Annotated in this window: 33 protein-coding genes; 17 read left to right on the top strand and 16 right to left on the bottom strand. The window is 65.3% G+C overall.

What is annotated here, in order from left to right:
• Position 1 precedes the first annotated feature (1 nt).
• A complete protein-coding gene (locus F9K20_RS16005) occupies positions 2-811 on the bottom strand; it encodes a hypothetical protein (RefSeq protein WP_291003980.1) in 810 nt (269 codons plus the stop codon).
• A gap of 230 nt (positions 812-1,041) precedes the next feature.
• Here F9K20_RS16005 and F9K20_RS16000 point away from each other — a divergent pair, with 230 nt between their 5' ends.
• Both F9K20_RS16000 and F9K20_RS15995 read left to right on the top strand, forming a co-directional pair.
• Positions 1,042-1,239: a CsbD family protein gene (locus F9K20_RS16000; RefSeq protein ID WP_291003977.1), complete on the top strand. Its 198-nt coding sequence runs from the start codon at positions 1,042-1,044 to the stop codon at positions 1,237-1,239.
• 10 nt (positions 1,240-1,249) lie between these two features.
• A complete protein-coding gene (locus F9K20_RS15995; protein ID WP_291003974.1) occupies positions 1,250-1,645 on the top strand; it encodes a hypothetical protein in 396 nt (131 codons plus the stop codon).
• Position 1,646: 1 nt separating this feature from the next.
• Here F9K20_RS15995 and F9K20_RS15990 read toward each other — a convergent pair whose 3' ends face one another.
• Both F9K20_RS15990 and F9K20_RS15985 read right to left on the bottom strand, forming a co-directional pair.
• Positions 1,647-2,780 carry a hypothetical protein gene (locus F9K20_RS15990; RefSeq protein WP_291003971.1) on the bottom strand — a complete coding sequence of 378 codons (1,134 nt, stop codon included), beginning with the start codon at positions 2,778-2,780 and terminating at the stop codon, positions 1,647-1,649.
• Positions 2,781-2,918: 138 nt separating this feature from the next.
• Complete coding sequence (locus tag F9K20_RS15985) at positions 2,919-3,656, bottom strand: HAD family hydrolase (protein WP_291003968.1); 738 nt, start codon at positions 3,654-3,656, stop codon at positions 2,919-2,921.
• A gap of 320 nt (positions 3,657-3,976) precedes the next feature.
• Here F9K20_RS15985 and ald point away from each other — a divergent pair, with 320 nt between their 5' ends.
• Both ald and F9K20_RS15975 read left to right on the top strand, forming a co-directional pair.
• Positions 3,977-5,095, top strand: a complete 1,119-nt coding sequence (ald, locus tag F9K20_RS15980) for an alanine dehydrogenase (protein WP_291003965.1) — start codon at positions 3,977-3,979, stop codon at positions 5,093-5,095.
• Positions 5,096-5,382: 287 nt separating this feature from the next.
• Positions 5,383-6,231, top strand: a complete 849-nt coding sequence (locus F9K20_RS15975; protein ID WP_291003963.1) for an alpha/beta hydrolase — start codon at positions 5,383-5,385, stop codon at positions 6,229-6,231.
• Between the two features lie 59 nt (positions 6,232-6,290).
• Here F9K20_RS15975 and rpsU read toward each other — a convergent pair whose 3' ends face one another.
• The 4 genes from rpsU to F9K20_RS15955 form a co-directional block, all read right to left on the bottom strand.
• Entirely contained in the window at positions 6,291-6,539 is a 249-nt protein-coding gene (gene rpsU / locus F9K20_RS15970) for a 30S ribosomal protein S21 (protein WP_291003960.1), read from the bottom strand.
• Positions 6,540-6,689: 150 nt separating this feature from the next.
• Positions 6,690-7,775 carry a 5-(carboxyamino)imidazole ribonucleotide synthase gene (locus F9K20_RS15965; RefSeq protein WP_291003957.1) on the bottom strand — a complete coding sequence of 362 codons (1,086 nt, stop codon included), beginning with the start codon at positions 7,773-7,775 and terminating at the stop codon, positions 6,690-6,692.
• An 80-nt stretch (positions 7,776-7,855) separates the two neighbouring features.
• Positions 7,856-8,350 carry a 5-(carboxyamino)imidazole ribonucleotide mutase gene (gene purE / locus F9K20_RS15960; RefSeq protein WP_291003954.1) on the bottom strand — a complete coding sequence of 165 codons (495 nt, stop codon included), beginning with the start codon at positions 8,348-8,350 and terminating at the stop codon, positions 7,856-7,858.
• Positions 8,351-8,471: 121 nt separating this feature from the next.
• Positions 8,472-8,678 (bottom strand): DUF465 domain-containing protein, encoded by a 207-nt coding sequence (locus F9K20_RS15955; protein ID WP_291004108.1) that lies wholly within the window; start codon positions 8,676-8,678, stop codon positions 8,472-8,474.
• Positions 8,679-8,938: 260 nt separating this feature from the next.
• Between F9K20_RS15955 and F9K20_RS15950 the strand changes: the two genes are divergently transcribed.
• Positions 8,939-9,121: a YdcH family protein gene (locus F9K20_RS15950; protein WP_367115843.1), complete on the top strand. Its 183-nt coding sequence runs from the start codon at positions 8,939-8,941 to the stop codon at positions 9,119-9,121.
• Between the two features lie 99 nt (positions 9,122-9,220).
• On the opposite strand, the gene F9K20_RS15945 is transcribed toward F9K20_RS15950, so the two are convergent.
• Entirely contained in the window at positions 9,221-10,849 is a 1,629-nt protein-coding gene (locus tag F9K20_RS15945) for an acyl-CoA synthetase (protein ID WP_291003951.1), read from the bottom strand.
• A gap of 88 nt (positions 10,850-10,937) precedes the next feature.
• Between F9K20_RS15945 and F9K20_RS15940 the strand changes: the two genes are divergently transcribed.
• Entirely contained in the window at positions 10,938-11,144 is a 207-nt protein-coding gene (locus F9K20_RS15940; protein WP_291003948.1) for a hypothetical protein, read from the top strand.
• A gap of 133 nt (positions 11,145-11,277) precedes the next feature.
• Positions 11,278-12,486, top strand: a complete 1,209-nt coding sequence (locus tag F9K20_RS15935; RefSeq protein ID WP_291003945.1) for a glycosyltransferase family 87 protein — start codon at positions 11,278-11,280, stop codon at positions 12,484-12,486.
• Between the two features lie 6 nt (positions 12,487-12,492).
• Here the strand turns inward: F9K20_RS15935 and F9K20_RS15930 are convergent, their stop codons facing one another.
• Positions 12,493-13,251 (bottom strand): DUF1013 domain-containing protein, encoded by a 759-nt coding sequence (locus tag F9K20_RS15930; RefSeq protein WP_291003942.1) that lies wholly within the window; start codon positions 13,249-13,251, stop codon positions 12,493-12,495.
• Positions 13,252-13,471: 220 nt separating this feature from the next.
• On the opposite strand from F9K20_RS15930, the gene F9K20_RS15925 reads away from it, so the two are divergent.
• The 6 genes from F9K20_RS15925 to pqqA all read left to right on the top strand — a co-directional run bounded on the left by F9K20_RS15925 (position 13,472) and on the right by pqqA (position 19,551).
• Positions 13,472-13,906: a MaoC family dehydratase gene (locus tag F9K20_RS15925; RefSeq protein ID WP_291003940.1), complete on the top strand. Its 435-nt coding sequence runs from the start codon at positions 13,472-13,474 to the stop codon at positions 13,904-13,906.
• A 49-nt stretch (positions 13,907-13,955) separates the two neighbouring features.
• Positions 13,956-14,885: a bifunctional riboflavin kinase/FAD synthetase gene (locus F9K20_RS15920; RefSeq protein ID WP_291003937.1), complete on the top strand. Its 930-nt coding sequence runs from the start codon at positions 13,956-13,958 to the stop codon at positions 14,883-14,885.
• A gap of 216 nt (positions 14,886-15,101) precedes the next feature.
• Positions 15,102-18,215 (top strand): isoleucine--tRNA ligase, encoded by a 3,114-nt coding sequence (ileS, locus tag F9K20_RS15915; RefSeq protein ID WP_291003934.1) that lies wholly within the window; start codon positions 15,102-15,104, stop codon positions 18,213-18,215.
• Entirely contained in the window at positions 18,212-18,742 is a 531-nt protein-coding gene (gene lspA, locus F9K20_RS15910; RefSeq protein WP_291003931.1) for a signal peptidase II, read from the top strand. Before ileS ends, lspA begins: the two co-directional genes overlap by 4 nt.
• Positions 18,743-18,822: 80 nt before the next feature.
• Positions 18,823-19,281, top strand: a complete 459-nt coding sequence (locus F9K20_RS15905) for a hypothetical protein (RefSeq protein ID WP_291003927.1) — start codon at positions 18,823-18,825, stop codon at positions 19,279-19,281.
• A gap of 180 nt (positions 19,282-19,461) precedes the next feature.
• Entirely contained in the window at positions 19,462-19,551 is a 90-nt protein-coding gene (gene pqqA, locus F9K20_RS15900) for a pyrroloquinoline quinone precursor peptide PqqA (protein WP_154738756.1), read from the top strand.
• 89 nt (positions 19,552-19,640) lie between these two features.
• On the opposite strand, the gene F9K20_RS15895 is transcribed toward pqqA, so the two are convergent.
• The gene (locus F9K20_RS15895; protein ID WP_291003921.1) at positions 19,641-19,922 is read right to left on the bottom strand and encodes a hypothetical protein; all 282 of its coding nucleotides are present in this window, start codon (positions 19,920-19,922) and stop codon (positions 19,641-19,643) included.
• 229 nt (positions 19,923-20,151) lie between these two features.
• Between F9K20_RS15895 and F9K20_RS15890 the strand changes: the two genes are divergently transcribed.
• Positions 20,152-20,382 (top strand): hypothetical protein, encoded by a 231-nt coding sequence (locus F9K20_RS15890; protein WP_291003918.1) that lies wholly within the window; start codon positions 20,152-20,154, stop codon positions 20,380-20,382.
• A gap of 59 nt (positions 20,383-20,441) precedes the next feature.
• On the opposite strand, the gene F9K20_RS15885 is transcribed toward F9K20_RS15890, so the two are convergent.
• Positions 20,442-20,822 carry a hypothetical protein gene (locus tag F9K20_RS15885; RefSeq protein ID WP_291003916.1) on the bottom strand — a complete coding sequence of 127 codons (381 nt, stop codon included), beginning with the start codon at positions 20,820-20,822 and terminating at the stop codon, positions 20,442-20,444.
• 32 nt (positions 20,823-20,854) lie between these two features.
• Between F9K20_RS15885 and F9K20_RS15880 the strand changes: the two genes are divergently transcribed.
• The gene (locus tag F9K20_RS15880; RefSeq protein ID WP_291003914.1) at positions 20,855-21,199 is read left to right on the top strand and encodes a hypothetical protein; all 345 of its coding nucleotides are present in this window, start codon (positions 20,855-20,857) and stop codon (positions 21,197-21,199) included.
• Between the two features lie 32 nt (positions 21,200-21,231).
• On the opposite strand, the gene F9K20_RS15875 is transcribed toward F9K20_RS15880, so the two are convergent.
• Both F9K20_RS15875 and F9K20_RS15870 read right to left on the bottom strand, forming a co-directional pair.
• Positions 21,232-21,609 carry a hypothetical protein gene (locus F9K20_RS15875; protein ID WP_291003912.1) on the bottom strand — a complete coding sequence of 126 codons (378 nt, stop codon included), beginning with the start codon at positions 21,607-21,609 and terminating at the stop codon, positions 21,232-21,234.
• A 103-nt stretch (positions 21,610-21,712) separates the two neighbouring features.
• On the bottom strand, positions 21,713-21,964 hold the full coding sequence (locus F9K20_RS15870; protein WP_291003909.1) for a hypothetical protein: 252 nt from the start codon (positions 21,962-21,964) through the stop codon (positions 21,713-21,715).
• A 188-nt stretch (positions 21,965-22,152) separates the two neighbouring features.
• On the opposite strand from F9K20_RS15870, the gene F9K20_RS15865 reads away from it, so the two are divergent.
• Complete coding sequence (locus F9K20_RS15865) at positions 22,153-22,704, top strand: polymer-forming cytoskeletal protein (RefSeq protein ID WP_291003906.1); 552 nt, start codon at positions 22,153-22,155, stop codon at positions 22,702-22,704.
• A gap of 12 nt (positions 22,705-22,716) precedes the next feature.
• Entirely contained in the window at positions 22,717-23,124 is a 408-nt protein-coding gene (locus tag F9K20_RS15860; protein ID WP_291003903.1) for a hypothetical protein, read from the top strand.
• Positions 23,125-23,139: 15 nt separating this feature from the next.
• Here the strand turns inward: F9K20_RS15860 and F9K20_RS15855 are convergent, their stop codons facing one another.
• From F9K20_RS15855 to F9K20_RS15845, 3 genes are all read right to left on the bottom strand, one after another.
• A complete protein-coding gene (locus tag F9K20_RS15855) occupies positions 23,140-23,436 on the bottom strand; it encodes a DUF2312 domain-containing protein (RefSeq protein ID WP_291003900.1) in 297 nt (98 codons plus the stop codon).
• Between the two features lie 134 nt (positions 23,437-23,570).
• On the bottom strand, positions 23,571-23,885 hold the full coding sequence (locus F9K20_RS15850) for a DUF1244 domain-containing protein (protein ID WP_291003897.1): 315 nt from the start codon (positions 23,883-23,885) through the stop codon (positions 23,571-23,573).
• Complete coding sequence (locus F9K20_RS15845) at positions 23,882-24,763, bottom strand: N-formylglutamate amidohydrolase (RefSeq protein WP_291003894.1); 882 nt, start codon at positions 24,761-24,763, stop codon at positions 23,882-23,884. The genes F9K20_RS15850 and F9K20_RS15845 overlap by 4 nt, the downstream gene beginning before the upstream one ends.
• Between the last annotated feature and the right edge of the window lie 180 nt (positions 24,764-24,943).

Below are 24,943 nucleotides of genomic sequence, written 5' to 3'. Positions count from 1 at the left end.
CTCACCCTCTCTTACTATCGCCTGCACCGCACTTCTCCATCGGCGGTGCCGTCGTCGACCACCTGTCCTTGGTCACCGTGACGACGTAGCGTCGGCAATGGGGTGCAGCGCCGCGCACGAAGCGGACGCGGAACAGCGCCTCCTCGGGCTTGCGCTGACGCGGCCAGATGAACTCGCCGTCGTCGGCGGTCTTGGCGACGGCGTTTTCGATGGCGTAGCCGGCATTGCGGTAGTCGGAGGACGTCATCCGCTTCAGCAGCACGCGCGAAAGGTCGGGGTGCAGGCCGACCGCGGCGGCGCGCTTCTGGTAGGGGTCGGCGGGATCGACCTTGGGCGGCGGCAGCGGCTCCGCCGGGGGCGCTTCGGCGGCCGGATCGATCGAGCCGGTCTCCACTGGCGCGCCGGCGTTCGTCGAGACCGCCGGCACATCGGGTACCGCCTCACCGGACACGGGCGGCGCGTCGGCAACATGCGCCTCCGGCACCGCCGAGATTGACGCATCGACCGTCGCGATGGCGGACGATTCGGCGCTGACGACGGCAGGCCTCGTATCGCGCAACAGCGCTGACAGGGCGGCCACTCTCTCACCGACCACGCCGAGCCAATCGGCCGGCGCCTGCATCACGATCCAGCCGGCACCAAGCATGAGCGCAATGACGATGCTGGCTCCGAGCATGCTGCTGCCGCCGTCGTCGGGCGGCGGACAAATCCGCTCGCCGGCATCGAAGGCAAGCTCGCTCTCCTCGTCGAGGTCGGATGAGAAATCGTCGTTGGCGCCCCGCGAGCGGGCGCGCCGAGCGAGAAAGAACATGACTACCCCCCTGATATCTATCGAGATACCGGTCCCGCTCACGGGCATATGCGTCCGCACAGTTCGGCGAAAGAATGGCGGTGGCGTGCGACCGCAGCGCGCCGCAGCCAAATTTGAGCTAATTGCCGGCCCCCCCGTAACCCACTTGTTCACCCGCGCGCGGGAACGATCCGGCCGCCGGCAGGACGGGTCTGCGTCGCTGCGTCGGCGTTCAAACCGGGAGGTAAGCGATGAACTGGGATCGCGTCGAAGGCAACTGGAAGCAGTTCAGCGGCAAGGTGAAGGAGCAGTGGGGCAAGCTCACCGACAATGACCTCGCGCAGATCAACGGCAACCGCGAGCAGCTCGAGGGGCTGATCCAGACCCGCTACGGCTTTGCCAAGGACCAGGTGAGGAAGGCCGTCGACAACTGGCTGAACACCCACTGAGCAGGGCTAGTTGGCGAAGAATAGCGCGGCCCCCGCCGCGCTATTTTTTTTTGGGGGGCAAGGCTTCGGTCGCAGCCAGATTTATCAACAGTCCGCAACACGCCATGTGAGGACGAATCATATTCACTCACCGCCCAAATCGGGGGTGGTGGGCATGCTGGCATATATCGCAATCCTTTCGACGGCGACGGCTGCATACTTCAATGCGCCGATCTGGACATTTCTCATTGGTGCCGCCGCTCTGATGCTGTTGTCAGCAGTAGATCATCGCGAACTCGCGGAGAGCTATGCGAAACCGTACGCGAGATCGGCTATCGGCTGGGCGGCGTGGCAGAGTGCAGGACATGCGCTGATCGCAAGCGGCGCAGCCTATCTCCTCGGGTATCTGACGCGCCTGAGCTTCTAAGCTATTCGTCCTCGTCCGTGTCCTTGTCGGGCAGTTTGTCGAGGGCGGCGAGCTTCGCCGCAACACGCGCTCGACCATCTCTTGCGGTCGGCATGTCGATCTCCTCGTACAAGGCCTTCGCGATCTCCCAATGCGATTGCGCCTGTATATGCGCGTGCAGTGTTATCTGCCGATCGCCCAAGGCTTCGTGAATCTCGGCTTCCTCAATCCGATCTTCGAAATGGAGGTTCGGAAGAACCTTCAAGGCTGCCCGCAGATTGCTTCGAGCGATTCTCGGGCGATCGTGCGCCGCTTCGATATCGGCCATGTATCGAAATGCGCGAGCGCGCGCGAGCGACTTAGGTTGCCCACTGGTCAGCTCCAAGAGCGCGCCAAGCCGGTCCTTCGCCTCGCCATCTTGCTTTAGGCAAATGTGGGCATGGGCGGCATATTCGAGCGCTTCGCAATCCTTCTCATCAACTGCCAATGCGGATTGAAAATGACCAAGCGCGCTCGTGACGTGTGGCCGACTATATCCGTTGCTCATGCCAGTGCGGGAGGCTTCGGCAACATGCATAGCTCCCTTGAGCAAATGAGCGGTCGCCAATTGCCGCTCCAGATGACGATGATGGTCTTCTGATAATTTCACACGTCGCTCGAGCTGAGTGATAGAAGTGTCGAGTTGGAAGCTGACATAACCGAGCTGCGGCCCGAGAAAGTAGCTCCCCCAGCCCAGCTCACGCACCGCGTTCTTCAAAGGCTTCTCAAGGAAGATTGGCTCGCGAAACTTGCGATTGACGTTTGGTCGCTCGATGATGAGGCGCAGCTGCTTGCGCGCGTCTGCCAGACGCTGTTCCTCCCGCGCCAGAAAGTCGTTTAGGCGATAGTGCAGGCGGGACTCGGCGTACTTGTAGCCCTTGTAAATGGCGTAGCTGCCGCTAGCGATGGTGATCGCCGGCGCGATCAGCTTTGACGGGCCATCGACTGTCTTCTGATACCAGTCGGTGGCAATCTGCAGAGATAGTCGAACCTGCTCAATGACCGCGGTCGCCCATTGGTCGCCCGGTCCGATCACAATCCACACAGCAAATAGCGCGGCGCAGATGATGACGAATAATAGCAATGCGCCCCTGACGCTCGTTTCACTCTGGTCCACAACACGCCCCCCGACGCGAAATGCAGCTACGCAAAAGAATAATCCTAGCCAGGATCGGCTGCACAACCAAGGGTAGCGGTTCGCACTTGCGTCGTTGAAGGGGCGGGGGCGCAGGGGCGCGTCGGGATTGAGGTGCCCCTAAGCGACGGAGGGGTGGTGCAGGTCCGCGTCGGGCCCGAGGAAGTGCTCCATGCCGACGAAGTGCATGACCGCCTCGTGCAGGCTGAGCGGATTGTCGACGATGATGCCGTAGGTCAGCGCGCTGATCGGCACATGGCTGTAGCCGTAGTCGATCAGGATGAGCGGAATGCGCGCCGCGATCGCCGCGCCGTGGTCGGCGCCCGTGTCGCCGACGAGCAGCGCGCGCTCGATGCGCCCGCCGGCGCGCGCCACCGCCTCCAAGATCGGGCGTGGATCCGGTTTCATCGGACGGTCGCCGCCGGAGCCGACGACGGCGTCGAAGTAGCGGCGCAGGTCGAAGCGCTCGAGGATGTCCGAGCCGATGCGCTCGATCTTGTTGGTGCACACTGCCGTCCTGACGCCGCGCTCGCGCAGCTCTTGCAGCAGCGCGCGGATGCCGGGATAGACGTGCGACAGCGTCGCGGGCGAAGCTGCATAGGTATCGATGAAGCGCCGGCGCGCGGCATCGGCTTCGTCGGCCGGCAGATTGAGACGCTTGGAAACGAGCGCCTTCCAGAAGAACTCGCTCAAGCCATCACCCATCATGCTCGCGGCTTCGCCGATGCTGGTCGGCTGGACGCCGTAGGGCGCGAGCGCGGCGTCGAGCGCGGCGGCGATGTCCGGCACCGTATGCACGAGGGTGCCGTCGAGATCGAACACGATGGTAGGCGTAATTGGAGTCGCGGGCAGCCGCATGGGCTCTTGTCTCCTAGGCGATTTCGGGTTGGCGCGGCGTGCGCAATCTGCGGCAGCTTCGGGCGCGCAAGATTTCGGGGGGCACCGGCGGCTCCCATCATAGCGCGAAAAATTGAGCGGTCGATGCCACGCCCCATCGTCAAAGATAACGATGCGTAAGCAGGGCGTAACACTTGGCGATTTGGCGCCGCAGAACGCGGGCGTGCGGCGCGATTTGCTCAACCCGTGCGCATCGGCTGGGGAGAGGGCAAGATCGCGGTTGCGATCGGGCCGCGCACCAATACCTTGGGCAGCCGACCCAACGAGGAAAGGCGATCAGCATGCGCATCGGCGTGCCGAAAGAGGTGAAGGTGCACGAGTACCGCGTCGGCCTGGTGCCGGCCAGCGTGCGCGAGCTCGTCCTGCACGGACACGAGGTGCTGGTCGAGACGGATGCCGCCGAGCGCATGGGCATCATCGACGACGACTACCGCCGCGCCGGCGCGACCATCGTTCCCAGCGCCGCCGAGGTATTCGCCGGCGCCGACCTGATCGTCAAGGTGAAGGAGCCGCAGCCCAACGAGTGCGCCATGCTGCGCCAGGGTCAGACGCTGTTCACCTACCTGCACCTGGCGCCCGACCCGCAACAGGCGAAAGACCTGATGCGCTCGGGCGTCACCGCCATCGCCTATGAGACGGTGACTGGCGCACGCGGCGGCCTGCCGCTGCTATCGCCGATGAGCGAGGTGGCAGGACGCATGGCGATCCAGGCCGGCGCCCATTGCTTGGAGATGGAGCAGGGCGGACGCGGCATGCTGCTCGGCGGCTCGGCCGGCGTCGCGCCCGCCAACGTCGTCGTCGTCGGTGGCGGCGTCGCCGGCGTCAACGCGGTGCGCATGGCCGTGGGCCTCGAAGCCTTCGTCACCTGCATCGACATCAACATCGAGCGGCTATACGCGCTCGACCAACAGTTCGGCGCCTCGCTCAACACGATCTTCTCGACGCGCCAGGCGATCGAGGACTACGTGCTGCAGGCCGACCTCGTGATCGGCACGGTTCTGGTGCCCGGCGCGGCGGCGCCGAAGCTGATCTCTACCGAGCTGGTCAAGGCGATGAAGCGCGGCTCGGTCATCGTCGACGTCTCCATCGACCAGGGCGGCTTTGCGGAAACCTCGCGCCCGACGACGCACGCCAGCCCGAGCTACGTCGCGCACGGCGTCGTGCACTACTGCGTCACCAATATGCCTGGCGCGGTGGCGCGCACGTCGACCTTCGCGCTCAACAACGCGACGCTCCCCTTCGTTCTGGCGCTAGCCGACAAGGGCACGGCGGCCGCGCTGCGCGCCGATCCGCACCTCCTCGCCGGGCTCAACATCTACGACGGGAAGATCACCTATCCGGCGGTGGCGGAGGCGCTGGGGCTCACCTACTTCGACCCTTTGCGCGCGCTCGGCAAATGACGGCGAGCAACGAAAAAGCCGGGCGGCGAAGCGCCCGGCATGGCGAAACAAGGGAGATTGTTCAAACGACTAGCTAAGGAAATTCCCTCCCCGGCAATGGCTTTGGCTTAAGTTGCATATCACTTGTAGCGCAATTATCGGTTGCAGCAAAGGCTTAGGCCATCTTAGGCCAGTTTGTTATGCGAGTCCGATGAACGCGCTTCGCGACCGTGGGCTTCGCGGTTTAAGCTGATGCGGGGTGGGCAGATCGTCAGGGAAGCTTCCTTGCTCGTACGCGTCGGAACCGCATGCAGCTGATCGTAAAGCTCGCGTACGGGCTCTTTGCCCTCTACGCCGTGGTGGCGGTGGCCGCCTTCGTGCTGCAGCGCCGGCTGATGTATTTTCCCGACCCCGAGCGCGTGGCGCCGGCGAGCTTCAATCTCCAGGGCGTCAAAGAGCGCGTCATCGACGCGCCCGACGGCGTGCGCCTCGTCTCCTGGTACGCCCCCGCCGCGCCCGGCCAGCCGACACTGCTCTATTTCCACGGCAACGCCGGAAACCTTGCGAGCCGCTCCGAGCGCGTGCGCCGCTTCATTGGTCGCGGCTATGGGGTGCTGTTCCTGAGCTACCGCGGCTATGGCGGCTCGACGGGAAGCCCGAGCGAGCGCACCAACGTCGCCGACGCCAGACTCGCCTATGAGACACTGATCAAGGACGGCATCGAGCCCGACGACATCATCGTCTACGGCGAGTCGCTCGGCTCGGGCGTCGCCGTGCAGTTGGCGGCCGATAACGCGGTCGGCGGTCTGGTGCTGGATGCGCCGTATACGTCGATCGTCGACGTGGCGGCGCTCGCCTACCCGTATCTGCCCGTGCGACCCTTCATGTTCGACCGCTACGAGACCATGCGTCATCTGCCGCGCGTTAAGGCGCCGCTACTCGTCATGCACGGCGAGGACGACCGGGTCATTCCGGTCGACATGGGCAAGGCGATCTACGCCGCCGCGAAGGCACCGAAGGAGATCGTCACCTTCCCGCGCGCCGGCCACTCCGACCATCACCTCTACGGCTCTTACGACGAGCTGTTCCGCTGGGTCGATGCGCTGCGCGCCAGGATGCACGAGCCGGATGCCCGCATCGAGGGTGCCGCGCAATAGCAAATGCGCCCGTGAGCTTCCCGCTCAGGGCGCATCGCGAATTCGTCAGAAGGAGTGGCTTAGCGGCGCGGGCCGGCGGCCGGCGTCGTCGGAGCCTTGCCCGGCAGCAGCCCCTCACGCTGGGCGCGCTTGCGGGCGAGCTTGCGGGCGCGGCGCACGGCCTCGGCCTTCTCGCGCGCCTTGCGCTCCGACGGCTTCTCGAAATAGTTGCGGAGCTTCATCTCCCGGAAAATGCCCTCGCGCTGCATCTTCTTCTTCAGCGCCTTGAGAGCCTGATCGACGTTGTTGTCGCGGACGAGAACCTGCAAGCGGCTGCTTCCTTTGCCTGACCTTTGACCAATGAAAAACGCGACAAGCGGTGCGGCGGCTGTGCCGCCGGCATCCCGATTGCCGTTGAGGATGGGCGGATCACTAGCAAACGGCGGTTAAATTGTCCATGCGGACGACGCCAACCCCGCTCAGCGACCCTTGGACAAGGGGGCGAGCCGGTTGACGTGCCCCATTTTACGGCCCGGGCGGGCCTGGTGCTTGCCGTAAAGGTGCAGGCAGGCGCCTGGCTCGGCGGCCAGCTTCGGCCAGGCATGCACATCCTCGCCGATGAGGTTCGTCATCCGGCAGTCGGAATGGCGCTCGGTAGGGCCCAGGGGCCAGCCGGCGATGGCGCGGATGTGGTTCTCGAACTGGCCGACGGCGCAGGCGTCCATGGTCCAGTGGCCGGAATTGTGCACGCGCGGGGCGAACTCATTGAGCAGCAGCGGCTCGGGTCCGTCGCCGACGTAGAACATCTCCACCCCGATGACGCCGACGTAGCCGAGCGCGTCGGCGAGCTTGCCCGCAATGTCGCGGGCGCGCGCCTGATGCTCGGGCGGCAGCGCGCTCGGCACCGTGGAGGTGCGCAGTATACCGCCCGCGTGATGGTTCTCGGGGATGTCGTAGAAGCGCGTCTCGCCGTCCATGCCGCGCACGAGCAGCACTGACACCTCACATTTGAAGTTGACCAGCGCCTCGAGCGTCGCCGGCGCCCGGCCGATGGCCTCGAACGCCGCTTCGATCTCGCTTGCTGCGCCGATGCGCGCCTGACCCTTGCCGTCGTAGCCGAGGCGGCGGGTTTTGAGGATCGCAGGCGCGCCCACCGCGGCGACGGCGGCAGCAAAATCGGCGGGGCTTTCGACCAAGGCGAACCGCGGTATCGGAATGCCGAGGCCCGCCAGGAAGCTCTTTTCCTTGTAGCGGTCCTGCGCCACCTCGAGCGCCTTGAGACCAGGGCGAACAGGGCGCAGACGCTCGACCGCCGCCGCGGCCTCGACCGGAACGTTCTCGAACTCATAGGTGACGACGTCGGTCTCCTGCGCGAACTTGGCGATCTTCGCCAAGTCGTCAAATGCGCCGATAGTCGTCGATAATGCGAGGTCGGAGGCGGGCCCCGGCACGTCGCTGTAGACGCGGCACTTGAAGCCGAGCTGAGCAGCAGCAGCGGCCAGCATGCGTCCGAGCTGCCCGGCGCCCAAGATGCCGATGGTCGAGCCCGGCGGTAGTGCCTGCATCAGCCTAGTGTCCCGATTCCGAAGTTCGCCAAAGCTCGCGGCTAGAACAGGGAGCGAACTTCGTCATCACACTAGCCGCCTCACGCATCCTTCGGGCTCTCGGCCACCTTGGCGGTGCGCGCGGAGCGGTGCGCCTCGACGCGCTGCATCAGCTGCGCATCGCCGAGAGCCAGGATCTGGGCGGCGAGCAGCCCGGCATTGGTGGCGCCCATCTCGCCGATGGCGAGGGTGCCGACCGGCACGCCGGCCGGCATCTGCACGATGGAATGGAGGCTGTCCTCGCCCCCGAGCGCCGTCGTGGCGATCGGCACGCCGAGCACCGGCAACGGCGTCAGCGACGCCGTCATGCCCGGCAGGTGGGCGGCGCCGCCGGCGCCGGCAATGATGACCTTGAGCCCGCGCGACTTGGCCGCTTTGGCGTACTCGTAAAGCCGCTCCGGCGTGCGGTGGGCGGAGACGATCTTCGTCTCGAAGGGAACTTTGAGCTCGTCGAGGATGTGAGCGGCGTTTTTCATCGTCGGCCAGTCGGACTGGCTGCCCATGATGATGCCGACGACGGCTTTCCCGGTGCTCATTTTGCGCTGCGTCCGGCCAAGGAAAGCGGGGGCTTACAGGAGCGGGGCGCCCAAGACAAGCGCTTTGTGAAGCCCTCGCGGACGCGGTTCAGGACCCCTCGGAGAGCGTCCCGAGCCCTCTTCAGGCGATGATGTCGGGGAGCAGCTGGTCCTCGATGGCCGTCATCCTGTCCTTGATGGCGAGCTTCTTCTTCTTCAGCCGTTTGACCAGCAACTGGTCGGCCGAGGCCTGATCTTCGAGCAAAATGATCTGGTCATCGAGCTCACGGTGCTCAGCCCTGAGCCGAACGAGTTCTTCCCGAAGCTCTCTCTCGTCGATGCGCTTCATTGGCCGGCCGGTCAATGCCCCTCTTCAACACCGCGCGAGCGGCCGGACTATCGTCTTGTTCCTTGTATATGGCAAGTCGTAGGCGCCGGCCGCCGTGCATATTTTCCGGCCCTTCCAGTCGCTTGCGGGGTCATAAGGCCGGCTGCGGCCCAAGCTCCTATTTTCATCAAAAATTACCCGATCATGAGCCGCGGCAGGGATTGGACAAGGTGCCGATGTTCTGTCACGCTAAGGCGTCTCTTCAACATCCATGGAGGACCATGATGGCGCTTGCAGCTCACATTGCAGAGCTTGCGGAGAAGCACAAACTTCTCGAGCGTAAGATTGAAGAAGAGGTCTCCCGTCCCGGTTCGGATGACCTGGAAATCCACCGACTAAAACTCGAAAAGCTGAAGCTCAAGGACGAGATCGCTCGTCTTAGTGGAGGCGAAACGCGCCACTAGGCGCCCTCGACTGGAAGGACTGGGGCGAGCGGGCCCCGCTCGCCTCCAACGTTGTCATCGCGAGTGCGCCGCCTGGTGGCGCAGCGAACGTGATTTTGCTCACGCCTCCTTGGCCAGCTCGCGCAGCTTGAACTTCTGAATCTTGCCGGTCGAGGTGCGCGGCACCTCCGCGAACACGATGTGGCGCGGGCATTTGTATTTCGCCAGCCGGTCGCGGCACCAGGCGAACAGCTCGTCGGTGGTGGCGCTCATCCCGGGGCGCAGCTCGACGAAGGCGCAGGGGGTCTCGCCCCATTTCTCGTCCGGCTTGGCGACGACGGCGCAATAGGCGACGGCGGGGTGCTTGTAGAGCACGTCCTCGACCTCGATCGAGGAGATGTTCTCGCCGCCCGAGATGATGATGTCCTTGGAGCGGTCTTTGAGCTGGATGTAGCCGTCCGGGTAGAGCACACCCAAATCGCCGGAGTGGAACCAGCCGCCTTCGAACGCCTCGGCGGTGGCCGTCAGGTTCTTGAGGTAGCCTTTCATGACGATATTGCCGCGGAACATGACTTCGCCGATGGTCTCGCCGTCGGCCGGCACGCGCGTCATCGTCACCGGGTCCATGACGGTGAGATCCTCGAGCGCCATGTAGCGCACGCCCTGGCGCGTGCGCTTGAAAGCGCGCCCATCGGCGTCGAGAGCGTTCCAATCGAGGTTCCATTCGTTGACGACGGCCGGGCCATACGTCTCGGTCAGTCCGTAAAGGTGCGTCAGGTGGAAGCCGGCTGCCGTCATGGCGTCGAGCACGGCTTGCGGCGGCGGCGCCGCAGCGTGATTGACCGAGACGCGATGTTTGATCGGCCGTTTTTCTTCGGGCGCCGCATTGAGCAGCGTCGACATCACGATCGGCGCGCCGGACAGATGCGTTACGCGGTGATCGGCAATGGCGTCGTACATCGCCTTGGCGCGTACCCACCTGAGGCACACATGCGTGCCGGCGACGGCCGACAGCGACCAGGGGAAGCACCAGCCGTTGCAGTGAAACATCGGCAGTGTCCACAGGTACACCGGGTGCGGACCCATGCCGGCTTCGAGGTTGTTGGCGTAGCACATCAGTGCCGCGCCGCGGTGATGATAGACGACGCCCTTGGGATTGCCGGTGGTGCCGGAGGTGTAGTTCAGCGAGATGGCGTTCCATTCGTCCGACGGCATCTGCCAATCGAACTCCGGATCGCCGGCGCCGATGAACGTCTCGTACTCCTCGTATGACAGCCGCCAGCCGGTCTGGGGAAATTCCCGGTCGTCGTAATCGATGATCACCGGCTTCACCTTCGCGAGCGCCAGCGCTGCCTTGGACGTGGCGGCGAACTCGCGGTCGGTGATGAGCAGCTTCGAGTTGGCGTGGTCGAGCTGGAAGGCGACGATCGGCGGGTCGAGACGCGTATTTATCGTGTGCAGCACGGCCCCGACCATTGGCACGCCGTAGTGCACCTCCAGCATCGGCGGGGTGTTGGCGAGCATCACCGAGACGGTGTCGCCCGGCCCGATGCCGCGCCCCTTGAGCGCCGACGCGAGCCGCCTACAGCGGGCATAGAACTCGGCGTATGTGAACCGCTGCTTGCCGTGAATGATGGCGGTGTGGTTCGGGTAGACGAGCGCCGCACGCTGCAGGAACTGAAGAGGCGTCAGCGGCTGGTAGTTGGCGGGGTTCTTGTCGAGATTCTCATTGTAGGGATTGGAGGGCATGTCGGGCCGGCGCTCGATGGAGGAACTGCAGCGAATATCCGTAATGTCGAGAAAACGCTAGCGAAAGCCAGCCGGGTGGGCAACGCCGATGTCGGCTGCCCAATCACTGTGCGGTTTGCCGGTGCGAATCCGCGCGAATCTGCAACGTCGTGGCTTTTGCGACGGGAAATATGGCGCTAGTCTGTTTTATCGCATGGTCTGCAGGGAGACGGCCATGAGCGAACTCAAGCAGCAGTCGATCGCATTATGGATCTTGCTGATGCTGCTCATCTTGGTGCCGTGGGCACTGGAGTAGCGCCATAGCGCAAGGCTTGCGCTGCGGGCGGCAGTCTATGAGCCAGCGGCTTACGCCGCGGCTCGTGTTGCCGTTTCGGCCTTTCTTTACGCTCCGCAGCTAGCTTGCCCGCCGCATCCGAAGGCGCGCTTCCATGGGCGGCAAATTTTCGAAGGCATTGCTGCTCGGCGCCCTCGTCGGCCTGCCTTCGGGCGTCGCCATCACCGCGATGTACTTCTGGCCCGACGCCAATCTCATGGAGCCGCAGGGCTTCTACTTCGGCCGCGACTTTCTCAACTATTGGACGGGCGGCCGCCTCGCCCTCTTCGGCGAGGTCGAGGCGGCCTACGATGTTAGCCGCTACAATGCGCTGTTGCGCGCCTGGTTCTCGCCCGAGCAGAGCGGCATGGCGTTCTCCTATCCGCCGCACGCGCTGCCGCTACTGGCTTTGTTCGGCGCCCTGCCCTACCTCGCCGCCTACGTTGTCTGGTGCCTGCTCGGCGCCATTGGCTTTGTCGGCGTCGCGCTCGGTGGCCGGCCGGCCAGAGACGAGAAGGCGCTGCTTGCCGCGCTTCTGCTGGCGCCCATCGTGTGGGTCAACGTCATCTTCGGCCAGCTCGGCCTGTTGCTTGCCGTGCTCTTCGTCGGCGCGCTGCGGGTGCTGCCATCGCGCCCGGTGCTCGCCGGCATCCTCATGGGCGTGCTGACGATCAAGCCGCAGCTCGGTCTGTTGCTGCCGCTGGTGCTGCTGCTCGCAGGCGCCTGGCGCGCCATCGCCGCGGCGGTCGCCACCGCGCTGGCGCTCATCGCGCTGAGCCTCGCTCTCTTCGGCTTGGAGCCTTGGCAGCTCTATTTGTCGCAGACCATGCCGCTGCAGTGGACGTTCGTCACCCACATGGACGGCTTTTTCACCAATCAGATGATCACGCCATACACCGCGCTGTGGAGCCTCGGTGTGCCGGTCAAGGCGGCGCTCGCCCTGCAAGCGGCGCTGGCGGCGGTCATCGCGGCAGCGACCTTCATGACGCTGCGCAGTCCGGCATCCTGGCCCTTGAAGAGCACTATCGTCGCCTTCGGATCGGTGCTGATGGTGCCCTACGTCCTCGCCTACGACCTCGCCATCCCGCTGGCGGCGCTCGTCTGGTATTTGCGCGACGGTCGCCCGCGCCCCGAACCGATCAGCCTCGTCATCGTCGGCGCGCTGTGGGCGCTACCCTTTGCGCTGACCATCATGCTGCAGGTGAACGGCATCCCGCTGCTGCCACTCGTGCTCCTCACGGGCTACGCGTGGCTGGCGTCCGAGGCGCTACGCCGGGGCCTCCCCCGCAACGCCCAATCGGCCCTCTCGGCGACGCGCGCGTGAGCGGCGTCAGCCCTTGTCGAGGTCGTCGTCCTCGTCCGTGCGCTCGCCGCCCGACAGCTCCTTGAGCTTGGCGAGGACGCGCGCCTGCTCCTCCTGCTCGGTCTCCTCGCGCTGCTCCTCGAGCTTGGGCTGCATGATCTCGACCTTGCGCTCGGTGGACGGGGCCGTCGTCTCCTCCGTCGGCAGCAGCGTGCCGGCCTTTTCCAGGCCCGGCTTGTCCTTGCGGTCGCGCTCGAGCCGGCGCGCCGCCTTCTTGACCTCGTTATCGAGGTCGATCTGCGAGCACAGGCCGAGGGTGACCGGATCCTGCGGCGTCAGGTTCGGCGCGTTCCAGTGCGAGCGATCACGGATCTGCGTGATGGTCGGCTTGGTGGTGCCGACGAGGCGCATGATCTGGCTATCCTTCAGCTCGGGATGATTGCGCAAGAGCCAGAGCACGGCGTTGGGGCGATCCTGGCGGCGCGACACCGGCGTATAGCGGGGACCCTTGCGGGTCGGCGTCTCGGGAACGACCACCTTGGGCTCGGCGAGGTGCAATTCCCGTGTGGGGTCGCGCTCGGCTTCCTCGATCTCCTCGCGGGTGAGCTGGCCGGATGTCACCGGATCGAGGCCTTTGATGCCTTGCGCCACATCGCCGTCGGCGATGCCTTTCACCTCCAGCACGTGCAGGCCGCAAAAGCCGGCGATCTGCTCGAACGTCAGCGAAGTGTTCTCGACGAGCCATACGGCCGTCGCCTTGGGCATCAGGGGTCTGCGATCGCTCATGGGGGCTTAACCTCCGGCTTCCTGCGTTGGTCCGCAGGGCCAAGTATTTTGGGGCAACTGGGGAATTGCGCGCCTTATAGCCCGCGAGGGCCCCCGCGGCAACCCAAGCCGTCGGCCGCCGGCCGCGGGCACGCCGGGGCGCCGTGTTGCCCCCTGCAGCGGCCACGGATAGTGTCGCCGCCGACTGCCGGGGCGGATCGCACACGGGAAGGGCTGCTGCATGGGCACTACGCCAAAGAGCGTTTATTTCGAGGATCTTAGTGTCGGCCAGGAGGCGAGCATCAGCAATACGGTGACGGCCGACGTCATCAACGCGTTCGCCGCTGTCTCGGGCGACAGGAACCCGGTGCACGTCGATGCCGACTATGCCGCCACGACAATGTTCAAGGAGCGCATCGCCCACGGCATGCTGTCGGCCGCCTACATCTCGGCCGTGTTCGGCATGAAGCTGCCCGGCCCGGGCGCGGTCTACATTTCGCAGACGCTGGCCTTCAAGGCGCCCGTGAAGATCGGCGACGTGGTGGTGGCGACGGTGAAGATCGCCGAGCTCGTGCCCGAGAAGAAGCGCGCCAAGTTCGATTGCGTGTGCACGGTGGGCGGCAAGCCGGTGGTGCAGGGCGAGGCGGTGCTGATGGTCCCGCCGCGCCCGGCCTGATATCGGATCTCGCACGCGTTTGCGGGAGTGCGTTCGCGGCGGAGGCGGAATGCTCGTCGTTCACGGCTATAAGGACGTGCCGCAGGGCGCGCGCGGGGCGGCGCTGGCGATCGGCAACTTCGACGGCGTGCACCGCGGGCACCAGGCGTTGCTGCGGGCGGCGGCGGCCATCGGCCGCGAGCTCGGCGCTCCCGCCGGCGCGCTCATCTTCGAGCCGCACCCGCGCGAGTTCTTCCACCCGGAAGAGCCGCACTTCCATCTGACACCGCTGCCGCAAAAGCTCGACCTGTTCGAGCACGCCGGCCTCGATCTCGCCGTCGTGCTGCCCTTCGACGTCAAGCTGGCGTCGCTATCGGCCGACGATTTCGTCAGCCGTATCATCGTCGGCGCCCTCGCTGCCCGCCACGTCATCATCGGGCACGATTTCTTTTTCGGCCGCAACCGCGGCGGCACCCCGGAGACCATGCAGGCGGCGGCGCAAAAGCTCGGCTTCGGCATCACGATCATTCCGCCCGTCGCCGAGGATGGCGAGGTGTTCTCCTCCAGCGCCATACGCCTGCACCTCGCGCAGGGCGACGTGAAGGGCGCCACGCGGCTGCTCGGCCGCACCTGGCGGGTCGAGGGGACGGTGGTCGGCGGCGCCAAGCGCGGCACCGGCCTCGGCTTCCCCACCGCCAACATTCCGCTACCGCGCGGCACCACCCTCGGGCATGGCATCTATGCCGTCCGCGTGCACCTCGACGGCGCGCGGCACGATGGCGCCGCCTACCTCGGTACGCGCCCGACCTACGATGACGGCATGCCGGTGCTGGAGGTGTTCCTGCTCGACTTCGACGGCGATCTTTACGGGCGCACGATCGAGGTCGAGTTCGTCGATTTCATCCGCGCCGACCGCAAGTTCGATTCGAGCCAGGCGCTGATTGCGCAGATGGAGCGCGACTGTGCCCGCGCCCGCGACATCCTTGCCGCGGAAGAATAGGCACGTCTGTCATCCCGGGCGAGCCAGGTCAGCGAGCGAAGACCCGGGACCCAGCAGAAGTGCTGCCGCAGGCATCAATATATTTGGGTCTTCGACGACTCTTGTGCTGGGTCCCGGATAGCCTCCGCTGCGCTCCGGCTTCCGGGATGACAGAGGGTGGTGGCAAGGCGCGGGGCATGTTGCTAGAACCCCGGCTTGCAATCGGGAAATAGGGCGATGGCGAAGGACGACGGCGGCAAGGGCGCCGCCAAGACGAAAGAGAAGGCGGTCGGGGCGAAGGGCTCTGCGCCCGCACCGGCGCGCGCCCCTGCGCAGGCGGAAGCGGCGATCCCCGCCGGCGGCGAAGGGCGCGACTGGAGCAAGACTCTATTCCTGCCCAAGACCGACTTCCCGATGAAGGCGGGGCTGCCGGAGCTCGAGCCGCGCCTGCTCGCGCGCTGGAGCGAGATCGATCTCTATAAGCTGCTGCGCCAGATGGGCCGCAACCGGCCCAAGTTCCTGCTGCACGACGGCCCCCCTTACGCCAACGGCCACATCCACATCGGGCACGCGCTCAACAAGATCCTCAAAGACCTCGTCGTCAAATCGCAGGGCATGCTCGGCTTCGATTCCAACTACGTGCCGGGCTGGGACTGCCACGGCCTGCCGATCGAGTGGAAGATCGAGGAGAACTACCGCGCCAAGGGGCGTAACAAGGACGCGGTGCCGATCAACGAGTTCCGCGCCGAGTGTCGCGAGTTCGCAGCGCACTGGATCGACGTGCAGCGCGAGGAGTTCAAGCGCCTCGGCGTCATCGGCGATTGGGCGCATCCCTATCTTACGATGAGCTTTCCGGCCGAGGCGGTCATCGCCGGCGAGTTGATGAAGTTCGCCATGAACGGCACGCTCTATCGCGGCTCGAAGCCCGTGATGTGGAGCGTGGTGGAGAAGACGGCGCTGGCCGAGGCGGAGGTCGAGTACCAGGACTATCAGTCGGACATGATCTGGGTGAAGTTCCCGGTGAAGTCCGTCTCACAGCAGACCACAGTCGATCTTTCGAACACCTCCGTTGTGATCTGGACGACGACGCCATGGACCATTCCTGGCAACCGCGCGATCTCCTTTAGCTCACGCATCAAATACGGGCTTTACGAAGTTACGGAAGCGCCTGAGGGAAACTGGGCGAGAAAGGGCGACAAACTGCTCATCGCTGCGTCGCTGGTCGATGAAGTGATGAACGCGGCGAAGGTCACGGGATTTGAATTGCGGGCTACCGTCGGCGCGGAAACGCTTGGCGCCCTCAAGACTGCGCACCCTCTTGCCAAGCTCGGCTACGGCTTCGATGTGCCGTTGCTCGACGGCGATCATGTCACCGACGACACCGGCACCGGCTTCGTGCACACCGCCCCCAGCCACGGTGCCGACGACTATCAGATCTGGATGGCGAGCGCGGCTAAGCTGAAAGAGCGTGGCATCGATACCACGATCCCGTTCACCGTCGACGCCGACGGCGTCTTCACCAACGAGGCGCCCGGCTTCGAGGGCAAGCGCGTCCTCACCGAAAAGGGCGACAAGGGCGACGCCAACGACGCCGTCATCAAGGCGCTTGTCGAGGCGGGTGCGCTGATCGCGCGCGGGCGGCTGAAGCATCAGTACCCGCACTCCTGGCGTTCCAAGAAGCCGGTCATCTTCCGCAACACGCCGCAGTGGTTCATCGCCATGGACAAGCCCGTCAAGGGCATCCCCAAGGGCAATAATCAGACGCTGCGCCAGCTCGCCGTGAAGGCGATCGAGGAGACCGAGTGGGTGCCGGGCACCGGCGAGAACCGCATCCGCGGCATGGTCGAGGGACGGCCCGACTGGGTCGTCTCGCGCCAGCGCGCCTGGGGCGTGCCAATCACCGTGTTCCGCCACAAGGAGACGGGCGAGGTCATCCCCTCGGCTAAGTTCGCCAAGTCGAAGGAGCTGATCGCCCGCATCACGCAGGCGTTCGCGGATAAGGGCGCCGACGTGTGGTTCGAGGCGGGCGCCAAAGAGCACTTCCTCGAGGACCTGGTCGACGACCCCGCGCAGTGGGAGCAGGTGCGCGACATCCTCGACGTGTGGTTCGATAGTGGCTCGACGCACGCTTTCACGCTGGAGGATGCGCAGCACTTCCCCACCCTCGCGGGCGTCAAGCGCGTGCGCGACGGCGGCAAAGACCGCATCATGTACCTGGAAGGCTCCGACCAGCATCGCGGCTGGTTCCAGTCCTCGCTCTTGGAATCCTGCGGCACGCGCGGACGTGCGCCATTCGACGTCGTGCTGACGCACGGCTTCATCCTCGACGAGAAGGGGGATGAGAAAATGTCGAAGTCGAAGGGCAACGTGCTGTCGCCACAGGACGTGATGAAGACCTCCGGCGCCGACATTCTGCGGCTGTGGGTCGCCTCGGCCGACACCACGAACGATATCCGCTTCGGCCCGGCCATCGTGCAATCGGCCGCCGAGGCCTACCGCAAGCTGCGCAACACGCTGCGCTGGATGCTGGGCGCGCTGGCACACCTCGAGGAGGGCGAGCGCGTCAAGTTCAAGGACATGCGCGAGTTCGAGCTGGAGCGCCTGATGCTGCACCGGCTCTCCGAGCTCGACGCCGAGGTGCGCGCCGCCTACACCGCCTACGACTACCGCAAGGTCGTCGCCGTGCTGTCGCAGTTCATGAACACCGAGCTGTCGGCGTTCTACTTCGACATCCGCAAGGACGCGCTCTACTGCGAGCCGTATTCGAGCGCCAAGCGGCGCGCCGCGCTCACCGTCATCGACGAAATCTTCAAGGCGCTCGTCGCCTGGCTGGCGCCGATCCTGTCGTTCACGGCCGAGGAGGCGTGGCTGGCGCGCGTGCCGGGGCGCGAGGGCTCGGTGCACCTGGAAGCCTTCCCCGAGCTCGACAAGGCTTGGCGCAATGACGAGCTTGCCAGGAAGTGGGAGCGCGTACGCGACGTGCGCCGCGTCATCACCGGCGCACTGGAACTGGAGCGCGCAGCAAAGCGCATCGGCTCCAGCCTCGAGGCCGCGCCCGAGGTCTACGTCGCCGACAAGGAGCTTTTGCGCGCACTCGAAGGCGTCGACCTCGCCGAGGTGTCGATCACCTCGGGCGCGCGCCTCATCGCCAAGTCGCCCCCCGAGGGCGCCTTCACGCTGCCCGACGTGCCCGGCGTGGGCGTCGTGCCGAAGCTCGCCGAAGGCAAGAAGTGCGCGCGCTCGTGGCGCATCGTTCCCGACGTCGGCACCGACCCCGACTATCCCGACCTGTCGCCGCGCGACGCCGCCGCGGTGCGCGAGTTCGATGCCCGCGCCAAAGGTGTGGCATGACGACGGGCCAGCCGGGGCTGCGCAGCTGGGTGTGGGGGCCGTACTCGCGGCTCGGCCTCGCCGTGTTCCTCGCCACCCTGGCGCTGGATCAGGCGCACAAGTGGTGGATGCTGGCGATCTACGGGATCGCCGACCGCGGGCGCGTGGCCGTCACGCCGTTTCTCGACCTCGTGTACGTGAAGAACATCGGCATCAGCTACAGCCTGTTCGATCAGGACAGCTATGCCGGGCAACTCATGCTGGCGACCTTCGGCGTCGCGGCCACTGCCGCCCTGTGGGCATGGCTCGCCCGCGGCGCCACCGGGAGGGTGCTCGCGGTGTCGCTCGGCCTCATCATGGGTGGGGCGATCGGCAACGCCATCGACCGGGTGGTGCTGGGGGGAGTTGCCGATTTCTTCTCCCTGCACGCCTTCGGCTTCTACTGGTACGTGTTCAACATCGCCGACGTGGCTATAGTTGCAGGGGTCATTGGGCTGCTATATGACTCCCTGATGGCGAGTCGCAAAGACGCCGCAAAGTCGTTGTAGCGCAGGGCATTAGCGCTGAGCGCTGCCGCGCTGAAGATGCGGGGCTGCGAGTGAGTACTGGGGCGCCACGGGGGAAGAGCATGCCGCCGAGATCACGTCCTGCCAGCTCCGTTCTGCCGGTCCTCGCCGCCTGCCTGACGCTTGTCGTCGCCGGCTGCTCCATGGATGACGTGCAGTTCAATGGCGGCATTTTCGATGCGGTCGGCCTCAACGACACCAAAAAATCCGGCGATCCCAAACTCGCCGAGCGGGCGCCGCTGGTGATTCCGCCTTCGCTCGACCGCCTACCGCAGCCTGGCGAGGCACCTGCCCCGACCCAGATCGCCGACATCAACGATCCCGACGCCGCTAAGAAGAAGTCGCGCGCCGAGCTGGAGAAGCAGCAGGAAGAGTACTGCGCCAAGAACTACAAGGACGCCGGGTTCCGCGGCGAAGAAGTGTCGATGGTCGAAGGACCGCTGGGCCCGTGTCGCAAGTCGGTGCTGACGGCGATCAAGAAGTGGAACGAAGGCGACGCGGCCGAGACCGAAGGCCAGTAATTGCCGCTGCCTCAAGGCGCCGACTTGCTGCAGTGCGATGCCGTCGGGAAAGACGAGCAAACGCCAATATCCATAACCAAAAGCGCAAGAATTCGGTTGCAGCCATGGGTGCGGCAACCTATACCCCACGCGGGGGGACGGAGCAGCGCTTTCGTCCTCCGTTCAAGGAGGAAACTACCCATGAAGATCTGGAACAAGCCGCAGGTGCGCGAGCAGGAAGTTGGCCTCGAGGTCACCTCCTACATGCCGGCCGAGATCGACATCATCTAACGCTGTCGATTTTTGCGGTATCGATGCGGCGGTCGATAAATTCGGCCGCCGCATTTTTTTTGTGCCGGCCGCAGCGGCGAGGAAGCGCCCTACTTGTCGAAGTTGCCCTCGACCTTTGCCACCCATTTCTCGAACGAGTTGCGCAGAATATCGACGTCGAAGCTGATGCCTTCGATTACGCCGTTGGGGTGATCGGCGCGCGCGTCGAGCTTGCGCCGGATGTCAGCGTGCTTCTCGACCATCGCCCTCCAGTCCTTCTGCGCCTCGGTGTTGATCTCGCCGCGCGCACCGAGCGATGTTTTGGCCGCGTGGATGCGCTGCTCGAGGTCATCGAGCTTGCTCCTGGTGTCGGCGATGGGATCCTGGCTCATGTCGCTCTCCGCAATTAGCGCTGCTTGGCTACCCTGATGGGAAAGATGGTGCCGGATGGCGCATCAGCCTAGTTCGCCACGGATGTCAATTTCGTCAAGAACCCCGGCCCCCGGGGCAGTTTCGCGCGCCGTGGCGTTGGGTTGGCTTACCCGCCCGCGGTTGACACAAATGTAAGAAATGGGCGGTTACGTCGGATGCCGTAGTTGAACGCTGACTATGGAGGACAACATGCGTCGTACTCTCCTGCTCGCGGCCGCGACGATGCTTGCAGCCCCGCTGACGTTTGGCCAAGCCTCGGCCGCCAGCGCGCCTGACGTCGGCTGGGCGAAGTCCAAGGCAGCCGCGACCTCGGTTGTCGAGCATACCGGCTATTGCGGCCGCTGGAGCTGGCGTTGCGCCAAGCGCTGGGGCTGGGGCACACGCAAGTATTACCGCTGCCTGTGGCGGCACGGTTGCTGATCAGAGCATCTCGCAACGAAACCGGGCGGCCCTCGGAGGCCGCCCATTGCCCGGCGTCCTCAGCCGCCGACCACCTGCCCGAATGCTGCAGCAATGGCGGCGATCATCATCAAGCCGACGAAGAACCAGGTGATCGCGCTGTCGGTGAGGCTTTCCAAAGTCTGGGTCCGTTTGCGTGACATGGCGTTTCCCCATTGCGCCCATACACACGCACTGCCGACTTTCCTCCATACACGAGCTAGCAGCTTCGCTGATTTGCCCCCAGGTGCGCCAGAGGATTCGCCTTGCAGCGGCAGAGCTTGCTTCGCAACTGCGATAAAACGCCCAGCTGCACTGGCGGCGATTTGCACACCAAAATTGCCCTCTCCGCCGCCATCGGCCACCACGATCTGTCGGCGCCCACGCAAATCAGTTAGCCCCATGAGGCGGGGTACGGACATCGCGCCCGTGCACGGCCTTTGGAGGGCGGACCATGTCGCCGGCAAATCGAATCGCTTGCTTCGTGATCGGCGTTCTCGCAGCGCTGCTGCTGGCGGGCTGCGCCACCGACGGACTAACCACTGGGTCGGTGACCAAGCACTACCGCCGCGCGAAAACCGAAAGATCGGTCGCGCGCAAGGAAGAGCCGGCAAAGATCGACACCGGCTCCATCAACAAGGAAGCAAACCCGGTCACCTCGAAGGAGGATCCGCGTTGGCAATGGTGCGAGCAGCGCCACATCGACCATCAGGCCGGCAAGGCGCCTGGCGGCGCCACGGATCTTGCCAAGAAGCTCGAGGACGACCGCATCTGCGCCGCCGTATACGAGCGCGGCTAGCCGCTTCCCGGTAGAGAGCGAAGCACACCACGTCAGACGGGGGGCGCCGTCAGCGCGAAGGCGGCGGTGAGGATGACGACCGCGGCGGCGGCCGTCGACAGCACGATGGCAAAATCGACCGCGAAGTCATAGCTCGCGCGTAGAGCCGCGCGCAGCTGCCGGCTGGTGGCGATCGCGACAGCCATCGAGCCGACCATGCGGGCGGCGGTGCGGGAGGCGTGGATGAGCTTGCGCCAGCGCCCCAGTGCCCGCGTTCCGGGGCTCGCCCTTCGCGCAGAAAGGGCACCCAGCTCCGCCAGCAAGGCGCGATTGTTGGTGGCGTCGCGCTCCAAGAGCGCAGCAACGAGCTCGAGCCGATCCAGCTTGGCCGCCGCGTCCGACCGAAATACATGCTGTCGTTGCGGACGCATTGGTAATGCCCACGCTCAACTGCGCGGACATAGTGAACCTTCGCAGCGCTCCGATCAACGGCGCGTTTGTTAAATGACCGTGTAGGACCACGTATTTTTGGGACTACGCGCGGGCGCCGTCGCCTCCGGCATCGCGGTCGATCTCGTGCACCAGCACACGAACCGCGGTCATCACGGTCTCGACCCAGCGACCCGCCGCAACGTTGTCCTGTCCCAGATCGTGCATGGCATTGGCGTAGGCGCGGTGCGCAGCATCGAGCGCCTCATCGCGCACCTCCATGGGGAGCGCGGCGATCCTCAGCGCGGTGCGCTGGATCGATCCCACCGTTTGATCGACGAGAGCGTACTTGTCCACAGGCATGGCTCCTTCTCGATGTCTCACACTCCGTCGCCGACCGGGCGTTTGTGAGGCCATCGCCGACCGCCTTCCGACTCCATCTCGACAAAAAATAGCCGCGGATGTGTGTGCCAATCCCGGCAGCGGGGAAATGCACCTAATCAAGTTCATGCGGAGAGCGCGCCAGACGCGCAGGAGGTGACCTCGTGTTTAGCACTGATGCCAAGAACGGCCTGCCCCAGCCGAAGCCCGGTCTCGCCCCGTTGGGAGCGGCCACGCAGGCGCCTCGCCCCTCGCCATCACCGTTCGAAAAGTCGGCAACGGCGACGAGCGGCACGTCGGTGATCGGCACCGACCTGACCATCCTCGGTGATCGGATCACCATTATTTCCGCCAACAAGCTGCAGGTTGACGGCGATGTCCGCGGCAACGTGCACGGCAAGCAGGTCGTGATCACGGAAGAGGGCTCGGTGGTCGGCATGGTCTGCGCCGAGGCGATCGAGGTTCGCGGCGGCGTACGCGGCTCGATACGCGCGGTAACCGTGAAGCTGCAGGCTTCTGCCCAGGTCGAGGGCGATATCACCCATCAAAAGCTGTCGATCGCCGAAGGGGCCGAATTCGACGGCCGGGTGAAGCTCTCCAAGGACGTGAGCGAGCTGATGCCGGTTCTCGATCCGGAGGTCATCGAGCGCACGCGCGCCCACGGCGATGCGGGCCGCTTCGAGAGTACAAGCCAATTAGGGGAACGTGGAGACTGAAAGGGTTGGACCATGACGACTTTGGCTGAGGCGCTCGCCGCAGAGCGCGAGAAAAGACGCCGCGATGCCGAGGACGCCGCAACCAAGCGGGAAGTGGGTCGGGCGGTGCTGCAGGCTCTCGCGCAGCGCCTCAACGCAGAGCCGCTCCCGACCTGGTTCTTCATCTCCAAGGGCGACGAGATTCTCGTCGCCCACACCAAAAACGGGGCAGCCTCGCGCCAACACGTCGGAACGTGGGTCGTCGACCAGGAGATGCGCCTGGTGCTCGACCAGGAGATGACGGAGTGGATTACGGCCGAGAGCTGCGCCCGCGTGGTGGATGAGGCGGTGCAGATTACCGCCAAGTTCATCGTCGAAGCGGAAAGCCGCAATCTGCCGGCCAGGCCGCGCGAGCTGAGCGAGCTGCCGCGCCGGATGTGAGCGGCAGCAGCTCGTCTATTCGGCGGCGATCATCTTGTCGGCGGCGCTGTGCAGGGCTTCGGCGTCGGATATCATGCCGAGCGCGTGCAGGTAGACCTCGAGCACCGCGTCCTCCTCCTGCCGCTCGGTGGCGCTCTTCTTGCGCAGCCGCACCACTTGGCGCAGCACCTTCACATCGAAGCCGAGGCCCTTGGCTTCGAGAAACTTGTCGCGAATGTCGCCGGCGAGCGCCTTCTTCTCCTCCTCGAGCCGCTCGATCTGCTCGACGAGCTGACGCAGCTGCTTCTGCGCCGAGGCCTGTAGCGTCGTCATCCCTCTTCTCCCGTCGTGACGATGAAGAGGAAACGCTATCGGCGCCGCCTTGCCGCTTCAAGGCGAGGGGGAGAGCCATCCAGAGAAATCTTGTCCGTGGACTGCGGCACCCACGTCACAGTGCGCGTGCGGGCTCAGGATTTGTGCGCCCCCGCCACCGCGTGCGCGAATTTTTCCTGCGCCTCCGGCGAAGCTTCTCGCTGATAGCGCTGCCTCCATTCGGCATACGGCATGCCGTAAATGCGCTCGCGCGCGTCCTCCTTGGTGAGCTCGACGCCGCGCTCCGCCGCCGCCTCCTGATACCAGTTGGATAGGCAGTTGCGGCAGAACCCTGCGAGATTCATGAGATCGATGTTCTGCACGTCGGTGCGCTGACGCAAATGCTCGATGAGGCGCCGGAAGGCCGCGGCTTCCAGCTCTATCGCGGTCTCGGCATCGATCTTCATCATGCGGGGCTTCCTTCCGGGTGGCTCGTATACGGGGGCGCTCCCTCGGTGTCGGTGTGCGAGCCGAAATACTGCACCGTGTGCATCGCTTCGCGCAGGTCCGCACGCGCGAACACGGCCTGCACGGCAGCCGCGATGCGTTCGGCCCAGGCGAGCTGACCTTCGGGCGTGCGGATGAGATCCTGGCGGACCTCGATGATGGTATGGGCGAGGCCGCGCCGCGTGCCGTGCTGCCACATGCAGTCTCCCGCGAGCTTGCCGTCGTAGGGCTCGTTCTCGCCGACGACGATGCCGTTGTCGGCGCGCAGCGCTTCGAGCAGCGGGACGGAAAAGCGATAATCACGATCCCACAGGATCGCCGCATGCCAGGGCCGCGGAACGCCCTTCCATTGGTCGGTGAAGCTGTGGATCGACAACAGCACCGGCGGCACGCCGGCGGCGACGCAGCTCTCGATCAGGGCATCGATGCGCAGATGATAGGGCTCGTAGTAGAGGCGCACACGCCGCTCGCGCTCGGCCGCATCGAGCCGGCGATTTCCCGGCACCACCGCGCCGTCGGAGATGCGCATGATCAGCGTCGGGTCATCGAGGCCGCGATTGACGTCGATCAGGAGCCGCGAGAAGCGGGTGCAGATGGCGGGCACTCCCAACATCCGCGCAACGTGCTCGGTTACCGCCTTAGCGCCGATATCGTAGGCGATATGTCGCTCGAGCTGAGCGGCCGGCAGCCCCAGCGTGCCGTACCCGCTGGGAAGGGCATTCACGGCGTGATCGCACAGCAGCAGGAGGCCGGCATCGCGCCGGCCGGGTATCACTTCGTAGCTGTCGGTGACGAGGGGATCGGCGAGCGCGGATGGCTCGCGACCGTCGGAGTCAGGCATAGGGCAAATATAGCTGCGCGGGGCCCCGGCGAAAACACCCGCGTCGGAGCGCCGCTTGACGGGCGAGAGGCGATTGCGCAAACCAAACCCCCTGATCAGGGTATCAGGAAATAGCAATGGTCCGACCCGACGTATCGGCGTATGCAGCTGATACCGTGGGAAGGCCCATGCGCACTACCC

This window comes from Hyphomicrobium sp., from assembly GCF_009026145.1.
In the GTDB taxonomy this organism is placed as follows: Bacteria; Pseudomonadota; Alphaproteobacteria; order Rhizobiales; family Hyphomicrobiaceae; genus Hyphomicrobium_A.
The sequence above is the reverse complement of the archived record's forward strand: the minus strand, read 5'-3'. Positions and strand labels throughout refer to the sequence as shown.